The sequence below is a fragment of the Deltaproteobacteria bacterium genome, from assembly GCA_016875225.1.
In the GTDB taxonomy this organism is placed as follows: domain Bacteria; phylum Myxococcota_A; class UBA9160; order SZUA-336; family SZUA-336; genus VGRW01.
Window position 1 is genome coordinate 1 of sequence record VGRW01000021.1, and the last position, 23,640, is coordinate 23,640.

Genomic DNA, 23,640 nt, shown 5'->3' on the forward strand with positions numbered 1-23,640 from the left:
GCTTCGGTTCGCGAATCAGGGGCGCCACTCGCTCCCAGTCCCGATCCGTGAGGTCCACGCACCTCCCCCTTCGAAAGGGGAGACGAGTCTCGCGTCAGCACCCGCTGCCCGAACTCGCGTTGGCTACACCGTAGCGCAACATCTATTTTGGGACCGCTTCTAGTGCGCAGGCGAAATTTTGCTTGACCGGCTGGTGAACGCGGTGTTACTCTTTCCCCACGAAGTCCGGTAAACGTCTAATTTCATGGACGGAGTTGGAATGCTGTTGCGGGTACGCGCTGCACTGGTCGCCTCGATGCTCTCTCTCGCGCCGCTCGCCGGCGCCGCCACCCTGGACCTGACGGGTCTCACGGGTGCCGCCATCGCGTCCGGCTACGCCGGAACCGTGACCTACGCTGGCAACGCCGCGTTCGGTCCGGTCACGTTCTCCGCGAATCCGGCGGGGAGCGATCTGACCTGGAGCGCAGGCAACGGCTTCGGCATCAACTGCCCGATCACGGTCCGCGGATGCCTGATCGATTCCCCCTACGAGATCGACGCGCCCGAGGTGCTCTCGATCAGCTTCGCGACTCCGGTGCTGCTCACCTCGATCGACATCGGCATGCTGTCCACGACGGGAATCAGCTTCCTGCGCGTGGTCGATCAGGGCTCGGTCGTCGGAAGCGACTTCACGATCGGGTTCAGCGCCGCGGGCGCGAGGCACGGCCAGCTCACGCTCGACATCAACCGCGTGGTCACGTCGGTGAGCTTCGTGCCCGACCGCCGCGAGTGGCGCGACTTCACGCTCGCCAGGATCCGGATCGCCGACGGCGCCGGGCCGATCGGCACGAGCAATCCGATCCCCGAGCCGAGCTCGGTGCTTCTCGCGCTGCTCGGCGGCGGGATCGTCGCGAGCCAGATTCGCGCGCGCTCCTGAGCGCCGCGCGAGAGACGACTCAGTCGGAGGCAGGCCCGAGCCGTCGGGCCTCCAGATAGAAGCGCTTCTCCTCCGCCTCGCCGAGCGAGAACGCCTTTCGCGGCAGGACGCCGCGCCGCGCGACCGTCGGAAACAGCGCCGACTTCTCGAACGCGGGCAGCCGAAAGCCGATCCTGCGCGGCGCCGCCGCCAGCTCCGCCAGCGCCTCGTCGCCGTGGATGTAGTCGATGCGCGCCTCGGGGTGCTTCGCGAGCCAGCCGTCGAGAAAGCCCTGCAGCGCGGCGACCGCCAGCGGCTCGTCTCCGGCGGGCAGCGTTGCGACACCGGACCGTGTCGAGGCCAGCCAGGGCAGCGCGTGCTTCGGGCCGGCGCCGGCAAGCCGGTCGAGGTCGGCGAGAAGCGCTTCCGGATCGACGTCGAAGACGATCCGGTGGATCGGTTCGAAGCGCAGGCCGGGGTCGTGCACGTTCACGAGCTCCACGAGCGCGAAGCGCGCCGGGTCCCGCTCGCGCTGCGCTGCGCCGAGCGCGCCCTTGCGGCGGTCCCAGAAGAGCTTCGCGGCCGCGAGCGAGTGGTTGCCGTCGCCGGAGGCGTACAGGAACGGATCGCCGTCGCTCGCCCCGTATTTCGCGGCCTGAAGCGCGGGCTCGGCCAGCGCCGCGAGCGAGCGCGCCACGCCTTCGATCCGCGCCGGCTCGCTCACTGCGAAGCCCCGGATCCGGCCGGCCCCGTTCATGAGCTCGAAGTCGTAGAGCGCAGGCGTGCGAGAGGCCGCGTCGCAGACCGGACCGATCACGGTCTCGCCGGGATCGTCGATCAGGACCAGCACGTGCGGTAGCTCGAGCGCCGCACCTTCTCGAACGCGCAGGCGCGGGGGCAGGCGCTCGGGGACGGTCGCCTCGGTCGGGCGCACGAGCGCTCGCGCGCCCGGGCGCCAGTCGTAGCGCTCGAGGTCCAGCGCCACCATCAGCCCGCGGCGCGCCGCGACATGAGGCGTGCTGCGCACGACCGCGACGAAGCCCCGCAGCGGCTTCGCGAAGACGCCCCGCGCCAGGTACTCGCGCATTCGCGCCTGGATCGCCGCGATCCGCGCCTCGATGTCGGGCGCCTCGAGATGGACCTCGGGCAGCACCAGACGCAGCGCGGACGGCGAATCACCGACGCTGTGGTCGACGGCCCGCCAGTACTCGGGCTGGGAGGTGTACTGGTCGCAGGCGACCACCGCCCAACGCGCGAGATCCACGCCGGCTGCGGGCAAGAGGATCTCGGGCACTTCGAGGCCGATCTCGGCGAGGCGCATGCTGACCCTCGAGCCTCGCGCGCCCCGACCGCGACGATGGCTCCCCGGGACGGACTTGAACCGCCGACCTAGTGGTTAACAGCCACCCGCTCTACCAACTGAGCTACCGGGGAATGGGTGGCTCAGTCTACGGATGCGCGATCGGGATTCAAGTGGGCCCCCCAGCGGAGCGCGGCCGAACCCGCATCACGGCACGACCAGGCGACACGGCGGCGCCGACTCCGTCTCTCCCGTCGCGCTCGCTCGCGTGAACACCACCGCGAGCTCCTTCCCGCTCTCGAGCTCCGGCAACGCGAGCTCGCCGCCGACCTCGGAGCTCGCGAGCTCGCGGTCCGGGCGCACGCTGCGAATCTCGCGGACGCGCAGCTCCGTGAAGCCCTCCGTGCTCTGCAGGTCCCAGGAGAGCCGCAGCCCGCCTTCCCGCCGGGACAGCCTCAGCCCCGCGTCCTGGCTCCTGACCGCGAGCGGGTCCGAGAGCAGGCTCTCCAGCCCGTCGGCGTCGGTCGCGCGCACGCGGTAGCGCGCGGTCTGGCCGCAGCCGACGCTCGTATCCACCAGCGCCGTCGTGCCGGCTGGGACCCGGGCGATCGGCATCTCGTCGGCGAAGTCGGACCCATCGGCGAGCGCGCGCCAGACCTCGTAGCCCGAAAGGTCCGGCTCGACGTTCGGCGCCCAGCGCAGGTCCACCCGGCCCAGCACGGAGGCGCTCGCCTCGACTCCGATCGGCGGCAGCGGCTCGGCCTTCGTCACGGCGCGAATCGGCTTCTCGGTCGGATCGCTCTCGCCGCCGAATCGGCTCACGGCGCTGATCTTGTAGTACATCACGCGCAGGTCCCCGGGAACCGTGTCCTCGTACACCGTATTGAGTCGACCCTCGACGAAGACCACCCGCTCCCACGGTCCGGCCGTCGACGGGCAGCGGTAGATCGCGTAGCCCGAAACGCCGCTCGTCTCGCTCGGCTTCCAGGAGAGCACCGCGCTACGCGGCAGGTTCGAGTAGACCTGCAGACCCTCGGGCACGGCGGGGCGCTCCTCCGTCGTCGCGGTCAGCGCGGCGTGGTTTCGTGAGATCCGGCCCTTCGAGTCGTAGGGGTGGACGCGGTAGGCGTAGGTCTGGCCGTCGCCGAGCGCGCCCGCGGTCGCGCCGGCGTCGATGAAGACGGTGCCGAAGCGCGATCGGGTGATGCCGACTCGCAGGTAGGCCTGGTCCGACTTCCCCTTCGCGCGCAGGATCGCGTACCCGGCGACGTCGCCGACCAGAACCGGGTCCCACGCCAGCCCGATCTGGCGGTCCTGGTTCGAGGTGATGCGCAGGCCCTCGGGCGGCAGCAGGCGCGAGCTGCGGTCGAAGACGAGCTGCTCGTCGCTCGCGAAGAGGCGCTCGGCGATCATCGTCCGGGTGCTCGCGCAAGCCAGGCTGCCCGCCGCGAGAAGCACGAGCGCGAACCCGCGAATCTCACGGGCCACGGGTCTGGATCTCCTCGAGCCGCGAGAGCATCCGCTCCGCCCGGTCCACGTTTTCCCGGGTGCGCGCGTCGTCGGGCGCGATCAGCAGCGCGTTTCGCCACACCACGAGGGCCTTCTCGAGATCCTCGTCCTGGAAGTAGCGCTTGCCCTGCTCGTACAGCGCGGGCACGCGCGGGGCGAGCTCCGCGCGCAGCGTCGAGAGCCGGCGCTTCGCGGCCGCGTGCCGAGGCTCGATCCGCAGCGCCATCTGGTATTCGCGGATCGCGCGGTACGGATCTCCCATCTCCTCCGCCGTCTGCCCGGAGCGGAATCGGCCCTCCGCGATGATCTCTTCCGACGAGACGGACGGCGGCGGCAGGCGGGCCGCGGGGGGCCGGTGGGGCTCCACCGGCTTTGCCTGGTCCGCGACCTGCGCGTCGTCGCGCTTGATGTAGGAGAGATAGCCGAGCGCGGCCTCGTTCTCGGCGTCGAGCTCGAGCACGCGTTCGAACGCGCCTCGCGCCCCGTCTCGATCGCCGACGGCGTAGGCGCGTTTTCCGTCCTCCAGGAAGCGCAGCACCTGCGCGCCCGTCTCGGCCCGAACCTGGCGCAGCTCGATCTGGATCGCGGGATCGAACGGATCGAGTCTCTGAAGCCGCTTCACCGCGTCGTTCGCTTCGCGCAGGCTGCCCGCGGCAAGAGCGGCGGCGAGATTCGCGCGCTCCGCAGCCTCTCGCGCCCGCAGCTCCCGGTAGAGTGACTGCGTTCGCGCGAGTGTCTGCGGCCGATCGGGGTCGAGCTTCAGCGCGAGTCGGTAGTAGAGCACCGCTTCCGAGAGGCGGCCTTCGTCCTCGAAGAACGCCGCGCGCTTCTCGTAGCGCGCAAGCGAGCTCGCGAGCTCGCGCTCGATCGTCTCGAGTCGCAGCTGCGCGCGCGGGTATTCGGAGCTCGACGGCGGGATGTCCCGCCATGCGCCCAGCGCACCCGCCACGTCGCCCTGGCTGTAGAGCTGCTCGCCGCGCAGATAGGCTCCTGCGCATCCGACGAGCGAGAGAAGCAGGGCGCAGCAGAGGGCGGATCGGAGGCGCGGCACCGCGCGGATGTTAGGGGAAGCCGCACCCGCCGACAGGAAGCGAAGCTCCGCCGCGGCGTGCCCGCTCAGTACAGGACTTCGAAGACCTCGATGGGGTGATCGACCCCCTCGAGCATCCGGGTTCCTTCCGGCTTCACGTCGATCAGCTCGCCGAGCCGCCCGCGGACCTCTCCGGTGATCTTGATCTGGCCCGGGCCGGCCAGCGCCTGCATCCGGTTCGCGACGTTCACCGGCTCTCCGATCGCGGTGTAGTCCATCTTCAGCTCGGAGCCGATGTTTCCCACGACGACGGGACCGGTGTGGATGCCGATCCCGACCTCGAGCCGCACGAACGGCTTCCCCGCTAGCTCGCAGCCCCGATTGCGCTCGTTGATCGCTCGCTGGACGGCGATGGCGGCGGCGACGGCGCGCTGCGCGTGGTCGTCGGTCTCGATCGGCGCGCCCAGGTAGGCCAGGATCGCGTCGCCGATGTACTTGTCGACGGTCGCTCCGTGGTCGAGCAGCCGAGCCGTGATCAGGTCGAAGCACTCGTTCAGAAAGGCGACGGTCCGCTTCGGTCCGAGGGTGCCCGTCAGTCGCGTGAATTTCCGGATGTCGAGATAGATGACCGAGACCTCGCGGAGCTCGCCCTTCAGATGGATCGACTCGGGCGAGTCGATCACCTCGCGGAGCACGTGGTCGGAGACGTAGCGCCTGAACGCAGTCTCGATCCGGCGCTTCTCTCCCAGGCTCTCGCTCATCTCGTTGAAGGCGCGCGCCAGCACGCCGATCTCGTCGCGCGAGGTCGGCTGCACGCGCGCGGAGAGGTCGCCGGCCGCGAGCGCGTTCACCGCCAGGCGAAGCTGCCGCAGCGGTCGGCTCAGGATTCCCGACACGACGAACGCGATCACGAGGCCGATGCCGAGCAGGATCCCCGCGGCGACCAGCACCTGACGCCGCGCGGCGCGGATCGCGCGTCCGGTGACCGCCTTCACGTCGAGCACGACCTGCGCCTCGCCGATGTCGAGGTCGCGGTAGGTCATGCGCGCGGCCACGATCAGCATTCCGCCGAGCGGCCAGGTCGCGAGCTCCTTCTCGCGCGTCATGCGATCGCGGATCTCCGCCTCGTCGTCGCGCGAGGACGCGATCACGCGTCCGCTCTTGTCGAGCACGCGGGTGACGGTGACCTCCGACTCGTTCGAGACCGTCGCGAGCAGCTGCGAGAGCCGCAGGTCGTCCTCGAGCAGCAGCGGCTCGCGGGCGTTGCGCGCCAGCTGCTGAGCCAGGACGACCGCGCGCTTTCCGGCCTCGTCGGCCAGCGCCTGCGCGCTCCGCTCCAGCACGACCAGCGAGATCGTGCCGATCGCGCCCACCAGAAGGACGCTCGACAGGATTGCGAGCTTGAAGCGCAGCGGGAAGATCACAGGCGGGAAATTCCCTTTCCGTACCGAACGTTGGCCTGCGGTCCGAGGTTTTCGAAGCGTATCATCGGGGATCTCGCGCGCAAAGCAGGGCCGTCCTAGTCTGTGCGCGGTGGAGACAGCCCGGTCCGGCCGCGTCGTGATCTTCGACTTCGACGGCACGCTCGCCGACACGTGGCGCGACCTGGCCTCGGCTCTGAACCGGACGCTCGACGACGCCGGACTTCCCGCCGTCACGGGTCCACAGGTGAAGGCGGGGATCGGCGACGGCGCGCTGAAGCTGCTCGCGATGTCGCTTCCCGAAGCGGAGCGCGCGCCGGAGCGACTCGAAGCCCACTACGAGCGCTTTCGCGCCCACTACGACCGCTGCTGTCTCGACACGACCGATCTCTACCCGGGAATGGCCGACTGTCTGGACGCGCTCTCCGGCGAGACCCTGGCCGTGCTCTCGAACAAGCCGGTGCGCTTCCTCGATCGCATCATCGAAGGCCTCGGCCTCGAGTCGATCTTCGGCGCCGTGCTTGGCGGTGACACGCTCTCGATTCGCAAGCCCGACCCGGCCGTTCTCGTGCACGTGCTCGACCGACTCGGCCGCCGATCCGCCGAGGTCTGGATGGTCGGCGACAGCGCCGTCGACGTGGAGACGGGGCTCGCGGCCGGTGCGCGCACGATCGGCTGCGGTTGGGGACTGCGCGGTCGCGAAGAGCTGCTCGCGGCGGGCGCGGAATTCCTGCTCGAGCACCCGCGCGAGATCGCAGCGACGGTGCTGGGCCAGAAGGAGCGGGCCTGAAGAACCGCCCGCGCGACTTGACCCCCGACGGAGCGAGGAGTCCACTAGCCGCGATGAGTGCGACCGAGCGTCTGGCGGAGTTTGCCTGCGGGCTCTCGCTCGAGAAAGTGCCCGAGTCGGCGCGCGAGAGTGCGCGAGCGGCGATGCTCGACGCGGTCGCGTGCGCGATCGCCGGGCGCGACGAGCGCGTGACTCGCGAGCTGCGCGGCTTCGCGCTCGAGCAGGGCTCGTACCCTCGCGCGAGTCTCTGGGGAACCGGAGAGCGCGTCTCGCCGGCGCTCGCCGCGCTCGTGAACGGAGCAGCCGCGCACGCGCTCGATTTCGACGACGTCTCCTGGGCGATGAACGGTCACCCGACGGTTCCGCTGCTGCCCGCCGCGTTCGCGCTGGCCGAGGCACTCGGGCGCTCGGGCGCGGAGCTGATGCTCGCTTACGTCGCCGGATTCGAAGTCCAGGCGCGGCTCGGACAGGCGCTCGGAAAGCCGCACTACGAGCGCGGCTGGCACGCGACGTCCACGCTCGGCGTCTTCGGAGCCACGGCGGCGTCGGGCGTGCTGCTCGGGCTCGACGCGGGCGCGCTTCGCCGCGCGTTCGGGATCGCGACCTCGCGGGCGGCGGGAACGCGCGGGAACTTCGGCACCGACGCCAAGCCGCTGCACGCGGGACTGGCCGCGCGCGCGGGTCTCGAGGCGGCCGAGCTCGCGCGCCGCTCCGTGACCGCGCGTCCCGACGCGCTCGAGATGGAGCTGGGGCTCGCGGATCTCTACGGCGGCGCGCGTCCGCTCGAGCTGCCGCCGCTCGACGCCGGCTTCGCGCTCGACGATCCGGGCGTGGAGCTGAAGCCGTATCCGTCGTGCCGCTTCACGCACCGCGCGATCGACGCCGTGCTCGCGCTGCGCGAGAAGCATGAAGGCCGCGAGCTGCGCGCGATCGAATGCGCGAGCGACCCGCTCGGGCTCTCGATCCTGATCTACCCGGAGCCTCACACCGGGCTCGAGGCGAAGTTCTCGCTCCAGTACTGCGTCGCGATTGCCTGGCTCTCGGGCTGGCCCGGCCTGGACGCGTTCTCCGATGCGCGCGCTGCAGCCGACGACGTCCAGGCTCTGCTCCGCCGCGTCAGCGTGCGCGCGACCCGCTCCGCCGACGAGGAGGTCGAGCTGATCTTCTCCGACGGCACGCGCGCGAGGCAGAGCGTGAGGATCGCGCGCGGACATCCGCAAAACCCGCTGAGCGACGCACATCGCGAGGCGAAGCTCGCGCTCTGTCTCGAGCCCGCGCTGGGTGTGCAGCGGGCACGGGCGCTGATCGACTCGTTCTCGTCGCTCGAGACCCTCCGCGACGTGCGAGAGCTTGCAGGGAGGCTCGCGTGACGCTCTCGGTCGGTGTCTGGGACGCGCTCTCGGCGAAGCTCGCGGAGCGGGCGGGCTTCGAGCTGCTCTTCGTCTCGGGCTTCGCCGTGGCGGGAACGCAGCTCGGCGAGCCGGACTTCGGGCTGCTCACACAGACGGAGATGCTCGACTGCGCGCGGCGAATCGTGCGCGCGGTGCGCGTGCCCGTGATCGTCGACGGCGACACGGGCCACGGCGGGCCGCTGAACGTGCAGCGGCTGGTTCGCGAGCTGATCGCGCTCGGCGCCGCGGGAGTGCTGCTCGAGGACCAGGTCTGGCCGAAGCGCTGCGGCCACATGCAGGGCAAGGAGGTGATCCGAGCCGAGGAGCACGCGCAGAAGATCCGCGCGGCCGCCGATGCCCGCGCGGGCGCGAGCTTCACGATCCTCGGTCGCACGGACGCGCGCGCGCCGCTCGGTCTCGACGAGGCGATCCGGCGCGGGCGCCTGTACCGCGAGGCGGGTGCGGATCTGATCTTCGTCGAGGCGCCGCAGTCCCGCGACGAGCTGGCGAGGATCGGCCGCGAAGTTCCCGGCCCGCTGATGGCGAACATGGTCGAGGGCGGAAAGACGCCGATCCTCCGCCGTTCCGAGCTTCGCGAGCTCGGCTTCGAGTACGTCGTCTACCCGCTCACCGGCCTGCTGGCGGCGTCGCGCGCGATGGAGCGGGCCTTCGAAGCGCTGGTGAGGACGGGAGTCTCCGCGGACGACGCGAGCGCGAAGACGAGCTTCGCCGAGTTCACCGGGATCGTCGGACTGGAAGGGAAGTACGCGGACGCGGAGCGCTACAAGGTCTGAATCAGGGAGAGAAGTGATGCCGACACAGCCGGACGCGAACGTGTCAAGCGATGCGCTCACGCCGCTCGTCATGCTGATGCGCACGGCGCGCGTCTTCCCGGACCGCGAAGCGGTCGTACACGGCAAGCTGCGCTGGAGCTACGCGCAGCTCGCGCTCGAGACCGGGCGAATGGCGGGCGCACTGCGCCGCGCGGGCGTGGTCGCGGGCGATCGCGTCGCGATCCTGGCGCCGAACACGCCCGCCCACCTGCTCGCGCACTTCGCCATGCCGCTGCTCGGCGCGCCGCTGGTCTCGATCAACACGCGGCTCGCGCCGGCCGAGATCGCCTACATCCTCGACCACTGCGGCGCCAAGATCCTGCTCGTCGATCCGGAGCTCGCGCCGCCGCTCGACGCGATCCTTCCCGCGCGGCGGGCGCTGCGGACGGTCGTCGAGATTCCCGACGAATTCGCGCCCGCGCGGCCGGGCAAGCTCGCCTGGGACGAGTTCGCGAGGGACGCGCCGGTGCTGCCGATCTCGAACACGGTCTCCGACGAGGAGAGCGTGATCTCGATCAACTACACCTCGGGCACGACGGGCCAGCCCAAGGGAGTGATGTACACGCATCGCGGCGCGTACCTGAACGCGCTCTCCCAGATCGGGGTGCTGGGGCTCGACCGCCGCTCGACGCTGATCTGGACCGTGCCGATGTTCCACTGCAACGGCTGGTGCATGGCCTGGGCGTTCACCGGCGCGGCCGGCAAGCACGTCTGCCTGCGCAAGGTCGATCCGCCGGAGATCTTCCGGCTGATCGACGACGAGGGCATCACGCACCTGAACGGCGCGCCGACCGTGCTGCTCATGCTCGCGTCGGATCCGGCCGCGCAGGGAAGACGCTTCGACCCACCGCTCCACACATGCACGGGCGGAGCGCCGCCGTCGCCGACGCTGCTAGAGCAGATGGAGAAGCTCGGCGTCCGGATCACGCACTTGTACGGGCTGACCGAGACCTACGGTCCGCACGTCGTCTGCGAGATGCAGGACGGCTGGGAGCGGCTCGAGACGGGGGCGCGCGCGAAGCTGATGTCCCGCCAGGGCGTGCCGTACCCGCACGCGATCTACCTGCGCGTGGTCGACGGCGAGATGAACGACGTGCCCGCCGACGCCGCGACCATGGGCGAGGTCGTGATGCGCGGCAACAACGTGATGCGCGGCTACTACGACGACCCCGAGGCCACCGCGAAGGCGTTCGCCGGCGGCTGGTTCCACTCCGGCGACGTGGGCGTCGTGCACCCCGACGGCTACATCGAGCTTCGCGACCGCTCCAAGGACATCATCATCTCGGGCGGCGAGAACATCTCCACGATCGAGGTCGAGAACATCGTCGTGAAGCACCCCGCAGTGCTCGAGTGCGCGGTCGTCTCGATGCCGCACGAGAAGTGGGGAGAGGTGCCGAAGGCGTTCGTGGCGCTGCGCCCGGGCGCGAACGCGACCGCCGAGGAGATCATCGCGTTCACGCGCGAGCACCTCGCCGCATTCAAGTGCCCCAAGGCGATCGAGTTCGGCGAGCTGCCCAAGACCGGCACCGGCAAGATCCAGAAGTTCAAGCTGCGCGAGAAGGAATGGCAGGGGAAGGGCCGCGTGATCATGGGCGTCGAGTTCAAGGGAAACTAGCGCGGCCGCGACTCACGCGATCCGCCCCGGCACGAACGGGTGACTCGACGAGAGCCCGCCGTCCACCGCGAACGCCTGCCCGTTCACGTAGCTCGCTTCGTCGCTGGCCAGGAACAGCGCCATCCGCGCGATCTCGACCGGCTGCCCGGCGCGCTTCAGGGGGTTCAGCTGGCCGAGCTTCTTGTCGCTTCCGCGCTCGCGCGCGAGCTCGAAGATCGGCCGGGTCATGCCGGTTTCGATCAGGCCGGGACAGATCGCGTTCACGCGCACGTTGCTTCCCGAGAGCTGGTTCGCCGCCGTTTGCACCAGGCTGATCACCCCCGCTTTGCTGGCGCTGTACGCGGAGCCGCCGGCTCCGGAGCGCAGTCCCGCGACCGACGCGGTGCACACGATCGATCCGCCGCCGGCGTCGCGCATCAGCGGCGCGGCGTGCTTGATCGCGAGGAACGGGCCGATCAGGTTCACGCGCAGGACCCGCTCCCAGTCGCCGGCCGTGAGCTCGAGCAGCGGAACGAACCCGCCGCTGATCCCTGCGTTCGCGTAGCAGACCTCGAGCCCGCCGAGGTCTCGCTTCGCCGCCGCGACGAGCTCGCGCACGACGTCCTCGTCCGATGCGTCGGCGCGGCGGATCAGGCACTTCGCGCCCAGCCTCTCGATCTCCCGGCGGGTCCCCTCGAGCCCCTCCTCGGCAAGGTCGACCGCGAGCACGCTCGCTCCCTCCGAGGCGAACAGGATCGCGCTCGCGCGCCCGATTCCGCTCGCGGCTCCCGTGACGATCGCGCGCTTTCCGGCCAACCTCATGACGTTCTCCCTCTCTGTCGGATCAGTAGCCGCGCGCGCGGTCGACTTCGTTGCGAAGCGGCCGGCCCGTTTCGATGCGCTGCAGGTTCTCGGCGAAGATCTCCGTGAGTCGGTCCATGTAGCCCGGGCCCAGGCCCGAGACGTGCGGCGAAAGGATCGTGTTCGGCGCGCTCCAGAGCGGGCTCGTGGCCGGGAGCGGCTCCTCCGCGAAGACGTCGAGAGCCGCGCCGGCGAGCCGTCCGGCACGAAGCGCCGCCGCGAGCGCGTCCTCGTCCACGATTCCGCCCCGGGCCAGGTTCACCAGGTACGCGCTAGGGCGCAGCCAGCCCAGCTCCACTGCTCCGAGCGAGCCGCGCGTCCGGGGCGTGAGGGGCAGCAGCACGACCACGAAATCCGACTCGCGAAGCACGGCTCGCGTCCCGTCGCCTGCGAAGACCCGGTCGACGTGAGGGGTGGCTTTCGGCTCTCGCTGCGTGCCGATCACGCGCATCCCCAGCGCGTTCGCCTTCTCCGCCACGGCCGAGCCGATCGCACCCAGCCCCAGGATCCCGAGCGTGCGACCCGAAATGGTGTCGACCGCGTAGGGCTTCCAGAGCCGATTGCGGCTCTGCTCGAGCGCCCGAGGCAAGCGCTTGGCGAGCGCGAGGATCATTCCGAGCGCGAACTCGCTCATCTGCGGTCCGTGGATGCCGCGCGCGTTCGCGATTCGCACTGCCGAAGGCAGATCGGGGGCCGGCAAGAGCGCGTCGACACCCGCGCCCATCATCTGGAACAGCCGCAGCCGCGTCGCTCCGGCCCAGAGGCCGCGCGGCGGGCGGTACGCGAGCAGCGCCTCGACCTCGCCGATGCCCGCGCGAAGCTCGTCCTCGCGGGCCCAGACGATCACCTCGCGATCGGGCAGGCGCGCGCGGAGCGGGCGGGCGAGGGCCTCGGAGAGCTCCTGCGAGATCCCGTGATAGATGTGGATTCGCGCGATACGGCCTGTGGACATCCGGCGGATTGCATCTTAGCCTCGCCGCCCCGATGCGTGGCCCCCGCAAAGACATCCGCAACCTCGCGATCATCGCGCACGTCGATCACGGCAAGACGACGCTTCTCGATGGACTCCTGCGCCAGACCGGCACGTTCCGCGTCAATCAGGAGGTTCAGGAGCGCGCGATGGACAGCGAGGATCTCGAGCGCGAGCGCGGGATCACGATCCACGCCAAGAGCACCGCGGTCGAGTACCAGGGCGTGCGGATCCAGCTGGTCGACACGCCCCGCTACGCGGATGTCGGCGGCGAGGTCGAGCGCGTGATGGGAATGGTCGACGCGGTCCTGCTCCTGGTCGACGCGGTCGAGGGCGTGATGCCGCAGACGCGTTTCGTGCTCGGCAAGGCGCTCGCGCAGGGCCTGAAGCCGATCGTCGTCGTGAACAAGATCGACCGACCCGAGCAGCGCGCGCACGAGGTCGTGGACGAGGTCTTCGACCTGCTCGTGGAGCTCGGCGCCGACGACCGGCAGCTCGATTTCCCGATCGTGTACACCTCGGCGAAGCAGGGCACCGCGGCGCTCACGCCTGAGGCCGAGCGAAGGGATCTGCGTCCGCTGCTCGATCTGATCCTGGAGCAGGCGCCCGCTCCGGTCGTCGACGTGGAGGGACCGCTGCAGTTCCAGGCCGTGACGCTCGGCTGGGACGAGTTCGTCGGCCGGCTCGTGATCGGCCGCGTGGAGCGAGGCACGCTGCGCCGCGGCGTCACCGTGGTGCGTATACCCGAGACGGGGCCCGCGCAGAGCTTCCGGATCACCAAGCTCTTCGCGCCGCAAGGCCTCGATCGGGTCGAGCGCGAGAGCGCCTCTGCCGGCGAGATCGCGATCATCGCCGGCGTCGACACGATCGAGATCGGCGACACGATCTGCCCGCCCGATGCCCAGGAGTCGCTGCCGCGAATCGCGATCGACCCGCCGACGGTGAGCGTGCGCTTCTCGGTGAACAACTCGCCGTTCGCCGGCCAGGAAGGCAAGTACGTCACCAGCCGGCAGATCGGCGACCGGCTGCGCCGCGAGGCGCTCACGAACGTCTCGATCCGGATCGGCACGGGCGAGGCCACCGACACCTTCGAGGTCGCTGGTCGCGGCGAGCTGCAGATCGCGGTGCTGATCGAGACCATGCGCCGAGAGGGCTACGAGTTCGCCGTCTCGCAGCCGCAGATCATCGAACGCACCATCGACGGAAAGCGCTGCGAGCCGGTCGAGGACGTCGTCGCCGAGGTTCCCGAGCGGGCGACGGGCGCGGTGCTCGAGAAGCTCGGCTCGCGTCGCGGGCGGCTGGTGCAGATGGAGAGCCGCGGCTCGCGCACGCTGCTGAACTTCGTGGTGCCGTCGCGCGGCCTGTTCGGCTACCGGACCGAGTTCCTCACCGACACGCGCGGCGAGGGAACGCTGTACCGCAGCGTGCGCGGCTACGAAAAGCTCGCGGGCGAGCTCGGCGGGCGCGGCGTCGGCGCGATCGTCGCGAGCGAGACCGGTCGCTCCACGACCCACGCGCTGTTCAGCATCCAGGAGCGCGCGACCATGTTCATCGGCAACGGCGAGAACGTGTACGAGGGGCAGATCGTCGGAGAGAATCGCCGCGACAACGACATGAACGTGAACGTGACGCGCGCGAAGAAGCTCACCAACGTGCGCAACACCGGCCACGACGATGCCCAGGTTCTCACCCCGCCACGCCGCTTCACGATCGAATCCGCGCTGGAGTGGATCGAGGGCGACGAGCTGCTCGAGGTGACGCCCGAGAGCCTGCGCCTGCGCAAGCGCCTCCTGCCGGCGAATCAGAGGAAACGACCGGGCTGATCGGTCTCTGCTAGGCTCGCGCGATGCTGCACTCGCTCGACCACCTGATCGTCGGCGTGCGCGATCTCGAAGCGGCGACCGCGGCCTACACCACGCTTCTCGGTCGCGAGCCGTCGTGGCGCGGCGCGCACCCTGGAATGGGCACGGCGAACGCGCTGTTCCGCCTCTCGAACACCTATCTCGAGCTGCTCGCAGCGGTCTCGGACGGGCCGACCGCCGCGATGCTCCGCGCGCGGCTCGACTCGGAAGGCGAGGGTCTGATCGGCCTGGCCTTCGGCACCGACGATGCCGAGGCGTGCGCGCGCGAGCTGCGAAGCCGAGGGCTGTCTGCGTCCGAGCCGAACCCGGGCCGCGGCCGCGACGAGCAGAGCTCGGCGGAGCGCGCCTGGAAGAACGTGGTGCTTCCGCCCGGCGACACCCGCGGGCCGCTCGTGTTCGCGATCGAGCACCTCTCCGCGCCCGACGCGCTTCCGCTCGTCGCCCCGCACGTCGCGCGCGAGTCCGCGGTCGCGGCGCTCGACCACGTGGTCGTGCAGACGGCCGACGTCGAGTCCACGCGCGCGTTCTACGGCGAGAAGCTGGGCCTGCGTCTGGCGCTGGACCGCACGTTCGAGAATCGCGGCTTGAGGCTGCTGTTCTTTCGCGTCGGCGGGGTCACCGTGGAGCTCGCGAGCCGACTCGATGCGCCACCCGATCGCGAGGCGCGCGATCGGCTCTTCGGCCTCGCCTGGCAGGTTCCCGACGCCGAGGCCGCTCGAGCCCGGCTCGTGGCCGCGGGCGTGTCCGCGAGCGCGGTGCGATCCGGCCACAAGCCGGGTACGCGGGTCTTCACGGTCGAGAGCGGGACCCATGGGGTCGCGACGCTCGTGATCGAGCCCTCGAGCGCGTGAAGGATCGAGGCGTCCCGAGCTACCTCCGCCGCTCGCGCGAAGGCCCGCTTTCGTTTCGCACCAAGCTCTACCAGGGAATCGGAGCGGTTCCCGACACGGTGAAGAACTGGACCTTCAACACCTTCCTGCTCCTCTACTACAATCAGATTCTCGGCGTCGATCCGAATCGCGTGTCGATCGCGCTCGCCGTCGCGATCGTCTTCGACGCGATCACCGACCCGGTCGTCGCCTCGCTCTCCGACAATCTCTCGACGCGTTGGGGACGCCGGCATCCGCTGATGCTGATCGGCGCGCTCCCGCTCGGCGCCGCTCTCTACCTGGTGTTCGTGCCGCCGTCGGGACTCGGCGAGACGGGTCTCGTGCTCTGGCTCGGCGGCTTCGCGATGCTCACCCGCGGACTGATGACGCTCTTCTTCGTGCCCTGGGCGGCGATAGCGGCCGAGCTCTCCGACGACTACGCCGCGCGAACCAGCGTGATGTCGCACCGCTTCGCGGCGGGCTGGACGATCGGGGTGGCCTTCCCGCTGTTCGTGTTCAGCTTCGTCATGCGCGCCACGCCCGAGCAGCCGGTCGGACAGCTGAACCCCGCCCACTACCCGACGATGGCGCTCTGCGCGGGCATCCTGCTCACGTCCGGCGCTCTCGCGACGACGCTCCTCTCGCTGCGCGAGATTCCCTACCTGCGCCAGCACGCGGTCACACCCGAGGGATTCAGCCTGAAGGGAACCGTTCGCGAGCTGCTGCGCGCGCTCTCCAACCGACAATTCGCGCTGATCTTCGTGATCGTCCTGATCTCGTCGGCGATCAGCGGCACCACGGCCAACATCCAGATCTACATGACGACCTACTTCTGGGGGCTGACCGGCGAGGACCTGCGCTGGTTCGCTCTGGTGTCGGTCGGGGCGCTCGCGGCGTTTCCGCTCGTCGCTGCCTCGCAAAGGCGATGGGACAAGAAGCACGTCCTCTTGGTCTGCGCCTCGATCAACGTGATCGACGGCGTCACGCTGGTGTCGCTCCGCTTCCTCGACGTGCTGCCCGCGAACGGCGATCCGCGGCTCCTGGGCATCCTGGTCGGAATGGGAGTCTTCGGCGCCGGGATCTCCGTCGTTCAGGGCATCATCGGCGCGTCGCTGGTCGCCGACGTTCTCGACGATCACGAGCTCCGCACCCACTACCGCCAGGAGGCGATGTTCAGCGCCGCGCTCTCGTTCTCGGGCAAAGCGGTCTCCGGGATCGGCATCGTCCTCGGCGGGCTCATTCTCGGCATGATCGATCTGCCGCGCGCCGCGGCTCCGGCCGAGGTTCCGGCCGACACGATCCTGCGTCTGGGCGTGGTCGTCGGGATCTGTCTTCCGCTGCTGCACGTGATCCCGATCAGCCTGATCACGCGCTACCGGCTGACACGCGAGGCGCACGCCGAGATCCGGCGCGCGCTCTCTCGGCGTCAGGCCGGCGCCGACTAGCGCGGCGCCCGTGAGTAGCCGTCTAGGTATCCCGGCAGCGGGATCTCCTCGGCGAGCGCGGGGTCGCGGACCGGCGGCCCGTAGCGGGTCTGGATCGGCAGCAGGCCCGCCCAACAGCCCAGTCCCATGTCGGCCTCGTCGTCGACCACGCCGTGCGCGCGGATCTTCGCCGAGGCCTCCGCGATCGGGAGCTTCACGACCAGCGTCTGCTTCAGCTCCGCGGCGTTCGGGCCGCGCACGTCCTTCGAGCGGCCGGCCATCACCTGCTCGACCAGCAGCCGCAGCGCCTCGCGCTTCTCGTCCGGGTCCGTGACCTCTTCCGCCTGGCCGTAGACCACCGCGGAGCGGTAGTTCACGGAGTGGTGGAACGCGGAGCGCGCCAGCACCAGCGCGTCGACGTGCGTGACCGAGAGGCAGGCGTCGTGACCGGGCTCGATCATCGCGTTCAGCATCCGGTTCGCGCGCGCGCCGTGCAGGTACAGGAAATCGCCGCCGCGCGCGTAGATGGTCGGAATCACGCGGGCCTGCCCCTCGTACAGGAACGCGACGTGGCACAGGAAGCCCTCGTCGAGGATCGCATTCAGCACCTCGCGGTCGTAGCTGCCGCGCTGCGGCAGCCGCTTGACTCGGGTCCGTGGGGTGGGGGCGAGCTCGGCCATGGTTGACGTCTCCATCCGGGTTGAGCTACTTTGTTACAGAACAATACAGAGTCTGTACTGGCACAGCATATCACAGGGAAGACCGCCGTCGAGATCGCTTCGAGCGTGGAGACCGCGCTGCGGGACGGCGCGCTCGGCTCGGGCGCGAAGCTGCCCACGGTGAGGGAGCTCGCGACGCGCCTGCGCGTCAGTCCGACGACCGTCGCGTCGGCCTACCGCACGCTGCGCCTGCGCGGCCTGGTGGTGGCGCAGGGCCGGCGCGGATCCGCGATCAGCCATCACCCGCCGATCGCGCAGGCGCGCGCGGCCGCGCGTCTGCCCGCGCACGCCGTGGACCTGGCCAGCGGAAATCCCGATCCGGCGCTGCTGCCCGATCTGGGACCCGCGCTGCGCGGAATCGATGCCGGCTCGATGCTCTACGGCGGGGATCTCTGCGACCCGGGCCTGATGCGGATCGCGCGCCGGGCGCTGGTCGCGGACGGAATTCCCGCCGACTCGCTCACCGTGGTGAGCGGCGCGCTCGACGGGATCGAACGCGCCCTCGCCGCGTGGCTCCGGCCCGGAGACCGGGTCGGCGTCGAGGACCCCGGCTTTCCCGCCGTCTTCCATCTGGTCTCCGCGCTCGGCCTGGTGCCGGTCCCGATCGAGATCGACGACGCGGGACCGAAGCCCGGGGCGACCGAGCGTGCGCTGCGCTCGGGCCTCGCGGCGCTGGTCGTCACGACCCGGGCGCAGAATCCGTTCGGCTCCGCTCTCGACGACCGACGCGCGCGCGAACTCCGCGGTCTGCTCCGCGCGCACCCGGGCACGCTCGTGCTGGAAGACGACCACGGCGGCAGCGTCGCGGGCGCCACCGCGCGAACGCTCTGCTCGAGCGGCGTAGAGCGCTTCGCGATCGTGCGATCGGTCTCGAAGGCGCTCGGCCCCGACCTCCGGGTCGCGTTCCTGGCCTGTGACGAGGCGACCCTCGCGCGCGTCGAGGGCCGCCTCGCTCTGGGCATGCGCTGGGTCAGCCATCTGCTGCAGCGCACGGTCGCCGCGCTGCTCGGCGACAAGGGCGTGCAGCGCGGTCTGCGCGAGGCGGATCGAACCTACACCGAACGGAGACGCGCGCTCCTGGAGGCGCTCGCGGAGCGCGGCCTCGCGGCGTTCGGACGCTCGGGTATGAACGTCTGGGTGCCGGTTCCCGACGAGGACGCCGCCGCGAGCGCGCTGCTCGCGGCGGGCTTCGCGGTCTCGACCGGGGCCCGCTTCCGCATCCACAGCGCGCCCGCGCTCCGGATCACGACCGCCTCGCTTCGCCGCGACGACGCGGCCGCCGTCGCGGATGCGCTGTCACTCGCGCTTCGCCCCGCGCGACGGACTCTCTCCGCCTGACTGCGCCGCTCGCGCCTTAGGCGACCCCGGTCTAGCGGGGCTGCTGCTGCGTCAGGCAGTGCACCGCGCCGAGCCCTCGAACCAGCGCGCGCGAGGGAATGCCCGCGATCTCCCGCCCCGGGAAGACCGCGCGGAGCACATCGAGCGCCTTCCGGTCGGAGGGCGCGTCGAAGACGGGCACCAGCACCGCCCGATTTGCGACGTAGAAGTTCGCGTAGCTCGCCGGGAGCCGGTCGCCGTCCGCGCGAACCGGCGGCGGCATCGGCAGGTCGATCACCTCGAGCGAGCGACCCCGGGCGTCGGTCGCCGCGCGCAGGCGCGCGATGCAGTCCTCGAGCGGCCGGTGGTTCGGGTCGCTCGGGTCGGGCTCGCGGGCGCAGACCACGCGGCCGGGTGCGACGAAGCGGGCGATGTCGTCGATGTGCCCGTCGGTGTCGTCGCCCTCGATTCCGTCGCCGAGCCAGATGGTCTTCTCTACGCCGAGTAGCTCGAGCAGGAGCGCTTCGATCCTGGCCCGATCGATGCCGGGGTTCCGCTTCGGATCGAGAAGCGTCGGCTCGGTCGCGAGCAGCGTGCCCTCGCCGTCGACCTCGATCGCGCCGCCCTCGAGCACGATCCCGGGCCGCTCGCGGCGCACTCCCGCGAGCTCGGCGACGCGCGCCGCGACCGCGTCGTCGCGGTCCCACGGCGGGTACTTGCCGCCCCAGGCGTCGAAGGTCCAGTCGAGCGCGACCAGGCCGTCCGGGCCGCGAACGAAGGTCGGGCCGATGTCGCGCATCCAGACGTCGTTGGTCGCGATCACGTGCAGGCGCAGCGCGTCACCGCGGGCGACCTCGCCCAGGCGAGCCTCGATCCGGGCGCGCTGTGCCTCGCTCTGGACCACGAGCTCCACGCGCTCGAAGCGCGCCAGCGTGCGGACCAGCAGCTCGAACTCGCGCTCGGCCGCGTCGAGGCAGCCCGGCCAGGTCGTGATCGCGTGCGGCCAGGCGAGCCAGGTGGCCTGGTGCGGCTCCCATTCGGCGGGCATGTGCAGGCGCGCCGTCATGCTAGCGGCGGAAGCGCGAGAGCAGCTCGCCGTACGCGTCGATGCGGCGGTCGCGCAGGAACGGCCAGCCGCGCCGCTGGCTCTCGATTCGCGCCAGGTCGCACTCGACCACGAGCACCTGCTCGGACGAATCGTCGGCCTGCGCGATCAGCTGGCCGCGCGGATCCGCGACGAAGGAGCTGCCCCAGAAGCGCAACCGCTCCTCGCGGCCCACCCGGTTCGCGGCGCAGACGAACACGCCGTTCGCGATCGCGTGGCCGCGCTGCACCGTGAGCCACGACTCGCGCATCGCCGCGTTCTCCTCGTCGGTCTCGCCATCGAGATACGCGATCGCGGTCGGGTAGAAGAGCAGCTCCGCGCCGTCCATCGCCATGAGTCGCGCGGCCTCGGGGAACCACTGGTCCCAACAGATCAGCACGCCGATCCGGCCCACGGACGTGTCGATGCAGTGGAAGCCGAGATCGCCGGGCGCGAAGTAGAACTTCTCGTAGAACAGCGGATCGTCGGGGATGTGCATCTTCCGGTAGTGACCGCGGATCGTCCCGTCACGCTCGATCACGATCGCGGAGTTGTGGTACAGCCCCGCGGCGCGGCGCTCGAAGACGGGCACGACCAGCACGACGCCGCAGTCGGCCGCGAGCTTGGACATTCGCTCGGTCGTCGGTCCCGGAATCGACTCGGCCAGGTCGAAGAGCGCGGCGTCCTCGCGCTGACAGAAGTAGCGGGTGCGGAAGAGCTCCTGCAGGCAGACCAGCTCCGCTCCGCGCGAAGCCGCTTCGCGGATCGCCTGCTCCGCGCGCAGCAGATTCCGCTCCGGGTCGTCGCCGACCGCCTGCTGAACCAGACCGATGCGCCGGACCCTGCTCACGCCTTCTTCCGCGAGGCCTTCTTGGCGGGGGGCTTCACTGCGGCCGCCTTCGCGCGCGGGGCCGCCTTCGTCTTTTTCGCGGCTCGCGCCTTCTTCGGTGCAGCCGCTTCCGCGCCGGGCTCCGCTCCGGCTGCGGGCTCGGCCTCTTCGGTCTCCGCCGCCTTGCCTCGCGGCTGTCGCGGCGCGAACTCGAAGCCGTGCCTGCCGTTCTCCTTCAGGAACAGGATCGCGGAGAAGGGCCGACCGAATCGCGACGTGAAGTCGGTCAGAAGATCGGTCTTCCGCTCGGGTCCGAGGATCTTCATCGCCTCGTCGCGGGTGATCTCGCGCTTGCACACGGTGCGCGGAATCAGGAAGCCGCAGGGCTTGTCCTCGTCCGGAACCTTGTAGCGCTTGCGGCGCTTGCCGGCTTCGGTGTGGGCCGCTTCGAAGTCACGCGCCTTCGCCTCGTTCTCGGCCTGCTTCGCGCTTCCCGCCTGACACTGGAAGTGGGTCGGAGTCTCGACGACCTGACTGCCGCAGCCCATCGGACACGGCCCGAGCGGCTCCTCGTCGACCTCGTACTCGGGTGTCTCGCTGACCCGTTCGCTCGAGCTTCCCGCGATCGGGTGGAGCACGACCTCGCCGTCTTCGAGCGTGAGCCGCGCGCTGTAGGTGCGTCCGTCGCGCGCGGCGAAGCCCTCGAGCTCCTCGGTCTCGCCCTTCTCGAGCAGCGTGCGCACGGTCTGCCGGTCCATGTAGCGGCCCGACTTGTCCTTCCAGATCCGCATCCGACAGTCGTCGTCGGCGGACACGCCCGGAACCTCGAGACAGCGGTAGAACCACGATCGCTCGTACACCGGCTTGCCGCAGAGCGGGCAGGCGCCCAGCGGCTCCTCGTCCGGGTACAGGTCCTCGTACTGGAAGGTCTTGGCGACGTCGGTGATCTGTCGCGTGTACGCGACGATCTCCTCCATGAACTGCTCGGCGCGCATCGCGCCGTGCTCGACCTGTCGCAGGTCGAACTCGAGCTCGCCGGTGAGCTTGGGCGAGGCGAGCCGGTCGATGTGGATCCGGCGCAGGACGTCGACGAGCCGGATTCCCTTCACGGTCGGGCGCAGCGACTTGCTCGCGCGCACCAGATAGCTCTTGGCGATCAGATTCTCGATCACGTCCGCGCGCGTCGCCGGGGTCCCGATGCCCTTCTCGGAGATCGCCGCCGCGATCTCCTCTTCCTCGATGTCGCTTCCCGCCGACTCCATCAGCGAGAGAAGGCGCGCTTCCGTGATCCGCGCGGGCGGCTTGGTCTTGTCGGCCTCGAGCTCGACGCCGAGAACCGAGACGCCCACGCCCTCGGCCTCGTTCGCGCCCGCGACCAGCGGCGGCAGAAGCTGCTCGTCCTGCTCCACCTGCCCGAGCACGGAACGCCAACCGGGCTCGTCGAGCGTGCGAGAGCGCGAGCGGAATTCCTGTCCCGCGACCTCGGTCACGCGCTCGACGCGGTTCCAGACCGCGGGCTCGTAGAAGTTCGCGAGGAAGCGGCGCGAGACCAGATCGAAGAGGCGCTCGTCGTCGCCCGAGAGACTCGACTCGGGCAGTCTGCCGGTCGGGATGATCGCGAAGTGGTCGGAGACCTTCGTGTCGTCGAAGGTGCGCTCGGTGTTCTCGAGCCCCTTCTCGATCAGGTGGGTCGCCTCGGCCTGGAACGGGCCGGTCTGCGCGAAGGCGCGCAGAACCTCGTCGACGTTCGCGCGGTAGTCGTTGGGGAGGCAGCGCGAGTCGGTGCGCGGGTAGGTGAGCAGCTTGTGCGCCTCGTAGCAGCGCTGCGCGGCGTTCAGCGTGCGGCGCGCCGACCAGCCGAAGCGCCGGTTCGCCTCGCGCTGCAGGCTGGTCAGGTCGAAGAGCGGCGGGGCCGTCTCGCGGCTCGGCTTGCGCGTCTCGCTCGCCACGGCCGGCTTGCCGCGGGTGGTCTCGATCAGCCGGTTCGCTCGCGCCTCTTCGAAGATCCGATCGTCGCGGTTCTCCCGCTCCTCGCCCTCGGGCGCGCGGAACTCCGGATCGAACCACGTGCCCGCGTACTCGTGATCGCCAGCGCGAAAGCGCCCCTCGAGCTGCCAGTAGGGCCTCGGAACGTGCGCGAGGATCTCGAGCTCGCGGTCGACCAGGATCGCCAGCGTCGGCGTCTGCACGCGCCCCGCCGACCAGGCGGTCTTCTCCTTGCGGGCCTTGAGTCGCCGCGTGAGCGCGCGGGTCGCGTTCATGCCGATCAGCCAGTCCGATTTCGAGCGGCACGAGGCGGCGGCGCCCAGCCCGTCGTACCTCGAACCATCCACGAGCGCCGCAAAGCCCGCGCGGATCGACGCAGGAGTCATCGACTGCAGCCACAGGCGCTTGGTGGGCTTGTCGCACTCCAGGTACTCGAGGATCTCGCGGAAGATCAGCTCGCCCTCGCGCCCGGCGTCGCAGGCGTTCACGACGAAGTCGACATCCTTGCGCGAGAGCAGCTTCTTGATCGTGCGGATGCGCTCGGACTGCCCGGACTTCGGCTTCAGCTTGAACTCGCCGGGCAGGATCGGAAGGGTGTCCAGGGTCCAGCGCTTGTAGAGCGGGTCGACATCCTCGGGGGAGAGCAGCTCGACGATGTGCCCCACCGAGAACGTGACGACGAAGTCGTCCGACTCCCAGAATCCGTCGTGCTCCGTGAAGCCGCCGAGCACCGCGACGATGTCGCGGGCGACGCTGGGCTTCTCCGTGATCACGAGTGACTTTGCCAATGCTCCTCCCGGTTCTGGGAATCGACCCTAGTAGCCCTCGCTCCTGTCCTAGGCAAGCGCCCGTCCTTCTTCGGGGATCCCGCGCGCGAGCCTGAGCCCGCCGCCAACCGTTCCGTTGCGGGGCGCGGTCCTGGCCCGGCGAGATGCGCACAACTGCACGTCCGGGAA

Annotated in this window: 19 protein-coding genes and 1 tRNA gene; 9 read left to right on the forward strand and 11 right to left on the reverse strand. The window is 70.3% G+C overall.

Annotation, left to right across the window (positions count from 1 at the left end; translation table 11 throughout):
* The first annotated feature begins 259 nt into the window (after positions 1–259).
* Positions 260–916: a hypothetical protein gene (locus FJ108_07425; protein ID MBM4335726.1), complete on the forward strand. Its 657-nt coding sequence runs from the start codon at positions 260–262 to the stop codon at positions 914–916.
* A gap of 19 nt (positions 917–935) precedes the next feature.
* On the opposite strand, the gene FJ108_07430 is transcribed toward FJ108_07425, so the two are convergent.
* The 5 genes from FJ108_07430 to FJ108_07450 form a co-directional block, all read right to left on the reverse strand.
* Positions 936–2,216, reverse strand: a complete 1,281-nt coding sequence (locus FJ108_07430; GenBank protein MBM4335727.1) for a DUF1015 domain-containing protein — start codon at positions 2,214–2,216, stop codon at positions 936–938.
* A gap of 37 nt (positions 2,217–2,253) precedes the next feature.
* A tRNA-Asn gene (locus tag FJ108_07435) sits at positions 2,254–2,329 on the reverse strand.
* Between the two features lie 73 nt (positions 2,330–2,402).
* Entirely contained in the window at positions 2,403–3,683 is a 1,281-nt protein-coding gene (locus tag FJ108_07440) for a hypothetical protein (protein ID MBM4335728.1), read from the reverse strand.
* Positions 3,673–4,824 (reverse strand): hypothetical protein, encoded by a 1,152-nt coding sequence (locus FJ108_07445; protein MBM4335729.1) that lies wholly within the window; start codon positions 4,822–4,824, stop codon positions 3,673–3,675. The genes FJ108_07440 and FJ108_07445 overlap by 11 nt, the downstream gene beginning before the upstream one ends.
* The gene (locus FJ108_07450) at positions 4,821–6,158 is read right to left on the reverse strand and encodes a HAMP domain-containing protein (protein MBM4335730.1); all 1,338 of its coding nucleotides are present in this window, start codon (positions 6,156–6,158) and stop codon (positions 4,821–4,823) included. Before FJ108_07450 ends, FJ108_07445 begins: the two co-directional genes overlap by 4 nt.
* Here FJ108_07450 and FJ108_07455 point away from each other — a divergent pair.
* From FJ108_07455 to FJ108_07470, 4 genes are read left to right on the forward strand one after another with little or no spacing between them, the layout of a single operon-like run.
* Positions 6,088–6,945, forward strand: coding sequence for an HAD-IA family hydrolase (locus FJ108_07455; GenBank protein ID MBM4335731.1), 858 nt, complete (start codon positions 6,088–6,090; stop codon positions 6,943–6,945). The two genes, FJ108_07450 and FJ108_07455, sit on opposite strands and share 71 nt — an antisense overlap.
* Positions 6,946–6,998: 53 nt before the next feature.
* Positions 6,999–8,315, forward strand: coding sequence for an MmgE/PrpD family protein (locus FJ108_07460; protein MBM4335732.1), 1,317 nt, complete (start codon positions 6,999–7,001; stop codon positions 8,313–8,315).
* On the forward strand, positions 8,312–9,130 hold the full coding sequence (locus tag FJ108_07465; GenBank protein MBM4335733.1) for an isocitrate lyase/PEP mutase family protein: 819 nt from the start codon (positions 8,312–8,314) through the stop codon (positions 9,128–9,130). Before FJ108_07460 ends, FJ108_07465 begins: the two co-directional genes overlap by 4 nt.
* 16 nt (positions 9,131–9,146) lie before the next feature.
* Positions 9,147–10,784: a long-chain-fatty-acid--CoA ligase gene (locus tag FJ108_07470; protein ID MBM4335734.1), complete on the forward strand. Its 1,638-nt coding sequence runs from the start codon at positions 9,147–9,149 to the stop codon at positions 10,782–10,784.
* Between the two features lie 12 nt (positions 10,785–10,796).
* Here the strand turns inward: FJ108_07470 and FJ108_07475 are convergent, their stop codons facing one another.
* Positions 10,797–11,585: an SDR family oxidoreductase gene (locus tag FJ108_07475; protein MBM4335735.1), complete on the reverse strand. Its 789-nt coding sequence runs from the start codon at positions 11,583–11,585 to the stop codon at positions 10,797–10,799.
* A gap of 22 nt (positions 11,586–11,607) precedes the next feature.
* Positions 11,608–12,576 carry a D-2-hydroxyacid dehydrogenase gene (locus FJ108_07480; GenBank protein MBM4335736.1) on the reverse strand — a complete coding sequence of 323 codons (969 nt, stop codon included), beginning with the start codon at positions 12,574–12,576 and terminating at the stop codon, positions 11,608–11,610.
* A 32-nt stretch (positions 12,577–12,608) separates the two neighbouring features.
* Between FJ108_07480 and typA the strand changes: the two genes are divergently transcribed.
* Genes typA through FJ108_07495 form a run of 3 tightly spaced genes read left to right on the forward strand, consistent with a single transcriptional unit; the run spans position 12,609 to position 16,770 of the window.
* The gene (typA, locus tag FJ108_07485; GenBank protein MBM4335737.1) at positions 12,609–14,417 is read left to right on the forward strand and encodes a translational GTPase TypA; all 1,809 of its coding nucleotides are present in this window, start codon (positions 12,609–12,611) and stop codon (positions 14,415–14,417) included.
* A 23-nt stretch (positions 14,418–14,440) separates the two neighbouring features.
* Positions 14,441–15,307 (forward strand): VOC family protein, encoded by an 867-nt coding sequence (locus FJ108_07490; GenBank protein ID MBM4335738.1) that lies wholly within the window; start codon positions 14,441–14,443, stop codon positions 15,305–15,307.
* Entirely contained in the window at positions 14,713–16,770 is a 2,058-nt protein-coding gene (locus FJ108_07495) for an MFS transporter (protein ID MBM4335739.1), read from the forward strand. Before FJ108_07490 ends, FJ108_07495 begins: the two co-directional genes overlap by 595 nt.
* Here the strand turns inward: FJ108_07495 and FJ108_07500 are convergent.
* Positions 16,767–17,444 carry a pyridoxamine 5'-phosphate oxidase family protein gene (locus FJ108_07500; protein ID MBM4335740.1) on the reverse strand — a complete coding sequence of 226 codons (678 nt, stop codon included), beginning with the start codon at positions 17,442–17,444 and terminating at the stop codon, positions 16,767–16,769. The two genes, FJ108_07495 and FJ108_07500, sit on opposite strands and share 4 nt — an antisense overlap.
* 15 nt (positions 17,445–17,459) lie before the next feature.
* On the opposite strand from FJ108_07500, the gene FJ108_07505 reads away from it, so the two are divergent.
* Positions 17,460–18,806, forward strand: coding sequence for an aminotransferase class I/II-fold pyridoxal phosphate-dependent enzyme (locus tag FJ108_07505; protein MBM4335741.1), 1,347 nt, complete (start codon positions 17,460–17,462; stop codon positions 18,804–18,806).
* Between the two features lie 31 nt (positions 18,807–18,837).
* On the opposite strand, the gene FJ108_07510 is transcribed toward FJ108_07505, so the two are convergent.
* From FJ108_07510 to topB, 3 genes are read right to left on the reverse strand one after another with little or no spacing between them, the layout of a single operon-like run.
* On the reverse strand, positions 18,838–19,851 hold the full coding sequence (locus tag FJ108_07510; GenBank protein MBM4335742.1) for an agmatine deiminase family protein: 1,014 nt from the start codon (positions 19,849–19,851) through the stop codon (positions 18,838–18,840).
* 1 nt (position 19,852) lies between these two features.
* Positions 19,853–20,719 (reverse strand): carbon-nitrogen hydrolase, encoded by an 867-nt coding sequence (locus FJ108_07515; GenBank protein ID MBM4335743.1) that lies wholly within the window; start codon positions 20,717–20,719, stop codon positions 19,853–19,855.
* On the reverse strand, positions 20,716–23,472 hold the full coding sequence (gene topB, locus FJ108_07520; GenBank protein ID MBM4335744.1) for a DNA topoisomerase III: 2,757 nt from the start codon (positions 23,470–23,472) through the stop codon (positions 20,716–20,718). Before topB ends, FJ108_07515 begins: the two co-directional genes overlap by 4 nt.
* Positions 23,473–23,640 lie beyond the last annotated feature (168 nt).

Coding starts and splice junctions, on each gene's coding strand:
- FJ108_07425 (MBM4335726.1), top strand. CDS start 260: ATGCTGTTGCGGGTACGCGCTGCACTGGTCGCCTCGATGCTCTCTCTC.
- FJ108_07430 (MBM4335727.1), bottom strand. CDS start 2,216: ATGCGCCTCGCCGAGATCGGCCTCGAAGTGCCCGAGATCCTCTTGCCC.
- FJ108_07460 (MBM4335732.1), top strand. CDS start 6,999: ATGAGTGCGACCGAGCGTCTGGCGGAGTTTGCCTGCGGGCTCTCGCTC.
- FJ108_07470 (MBM4335734.1), top strand. CDS start 9,147: ATGCCGACACAGCCGGACGCGAACGTGTCAAGCGATGCGCTCACGCCG.
- FJ108_07475 (MBM4335735.1), bottom strand. CDS start 11,585: ATGAGGTTGGCCGGAAAGCGCGCGATCGTCACGGGAGCCGCGAGCGGA.
- FJ108_07480 (MBM4335736.1), bottom strand. CDS start 12,576: ATGTCCACAGGCCGTATCGCGCGAATCCACATCTATCACGGGATCTCG.
- typA (MBM4335737.1), top strand. CDS start 12,609: ATGCGTGGCCCCCGCAAAGACATCCGCAACCTCGCGATCATCGCGCAC.
- FJ108_07490 (MBM4335738.1), top strand. CDS start 14,441: ATGCTGCACTCGCTCGACCACCTGATCGTCGGCGTGCGCGATCTCGAA.
- FJ108_07500 (MBM4335740.1), bottom strand. CDS start 17,444: ATGGAGACGTCAACCATGGCCGAGCTCGCCCCCACCCCACGGACCCGA.
- FJ108_07510 (MBM4335742.1), bottom strand. CDS start 19,851: ATGACGGCGCGCCTGCACATGCCCGCCGAATGGGAGCCGCACCAGGCC.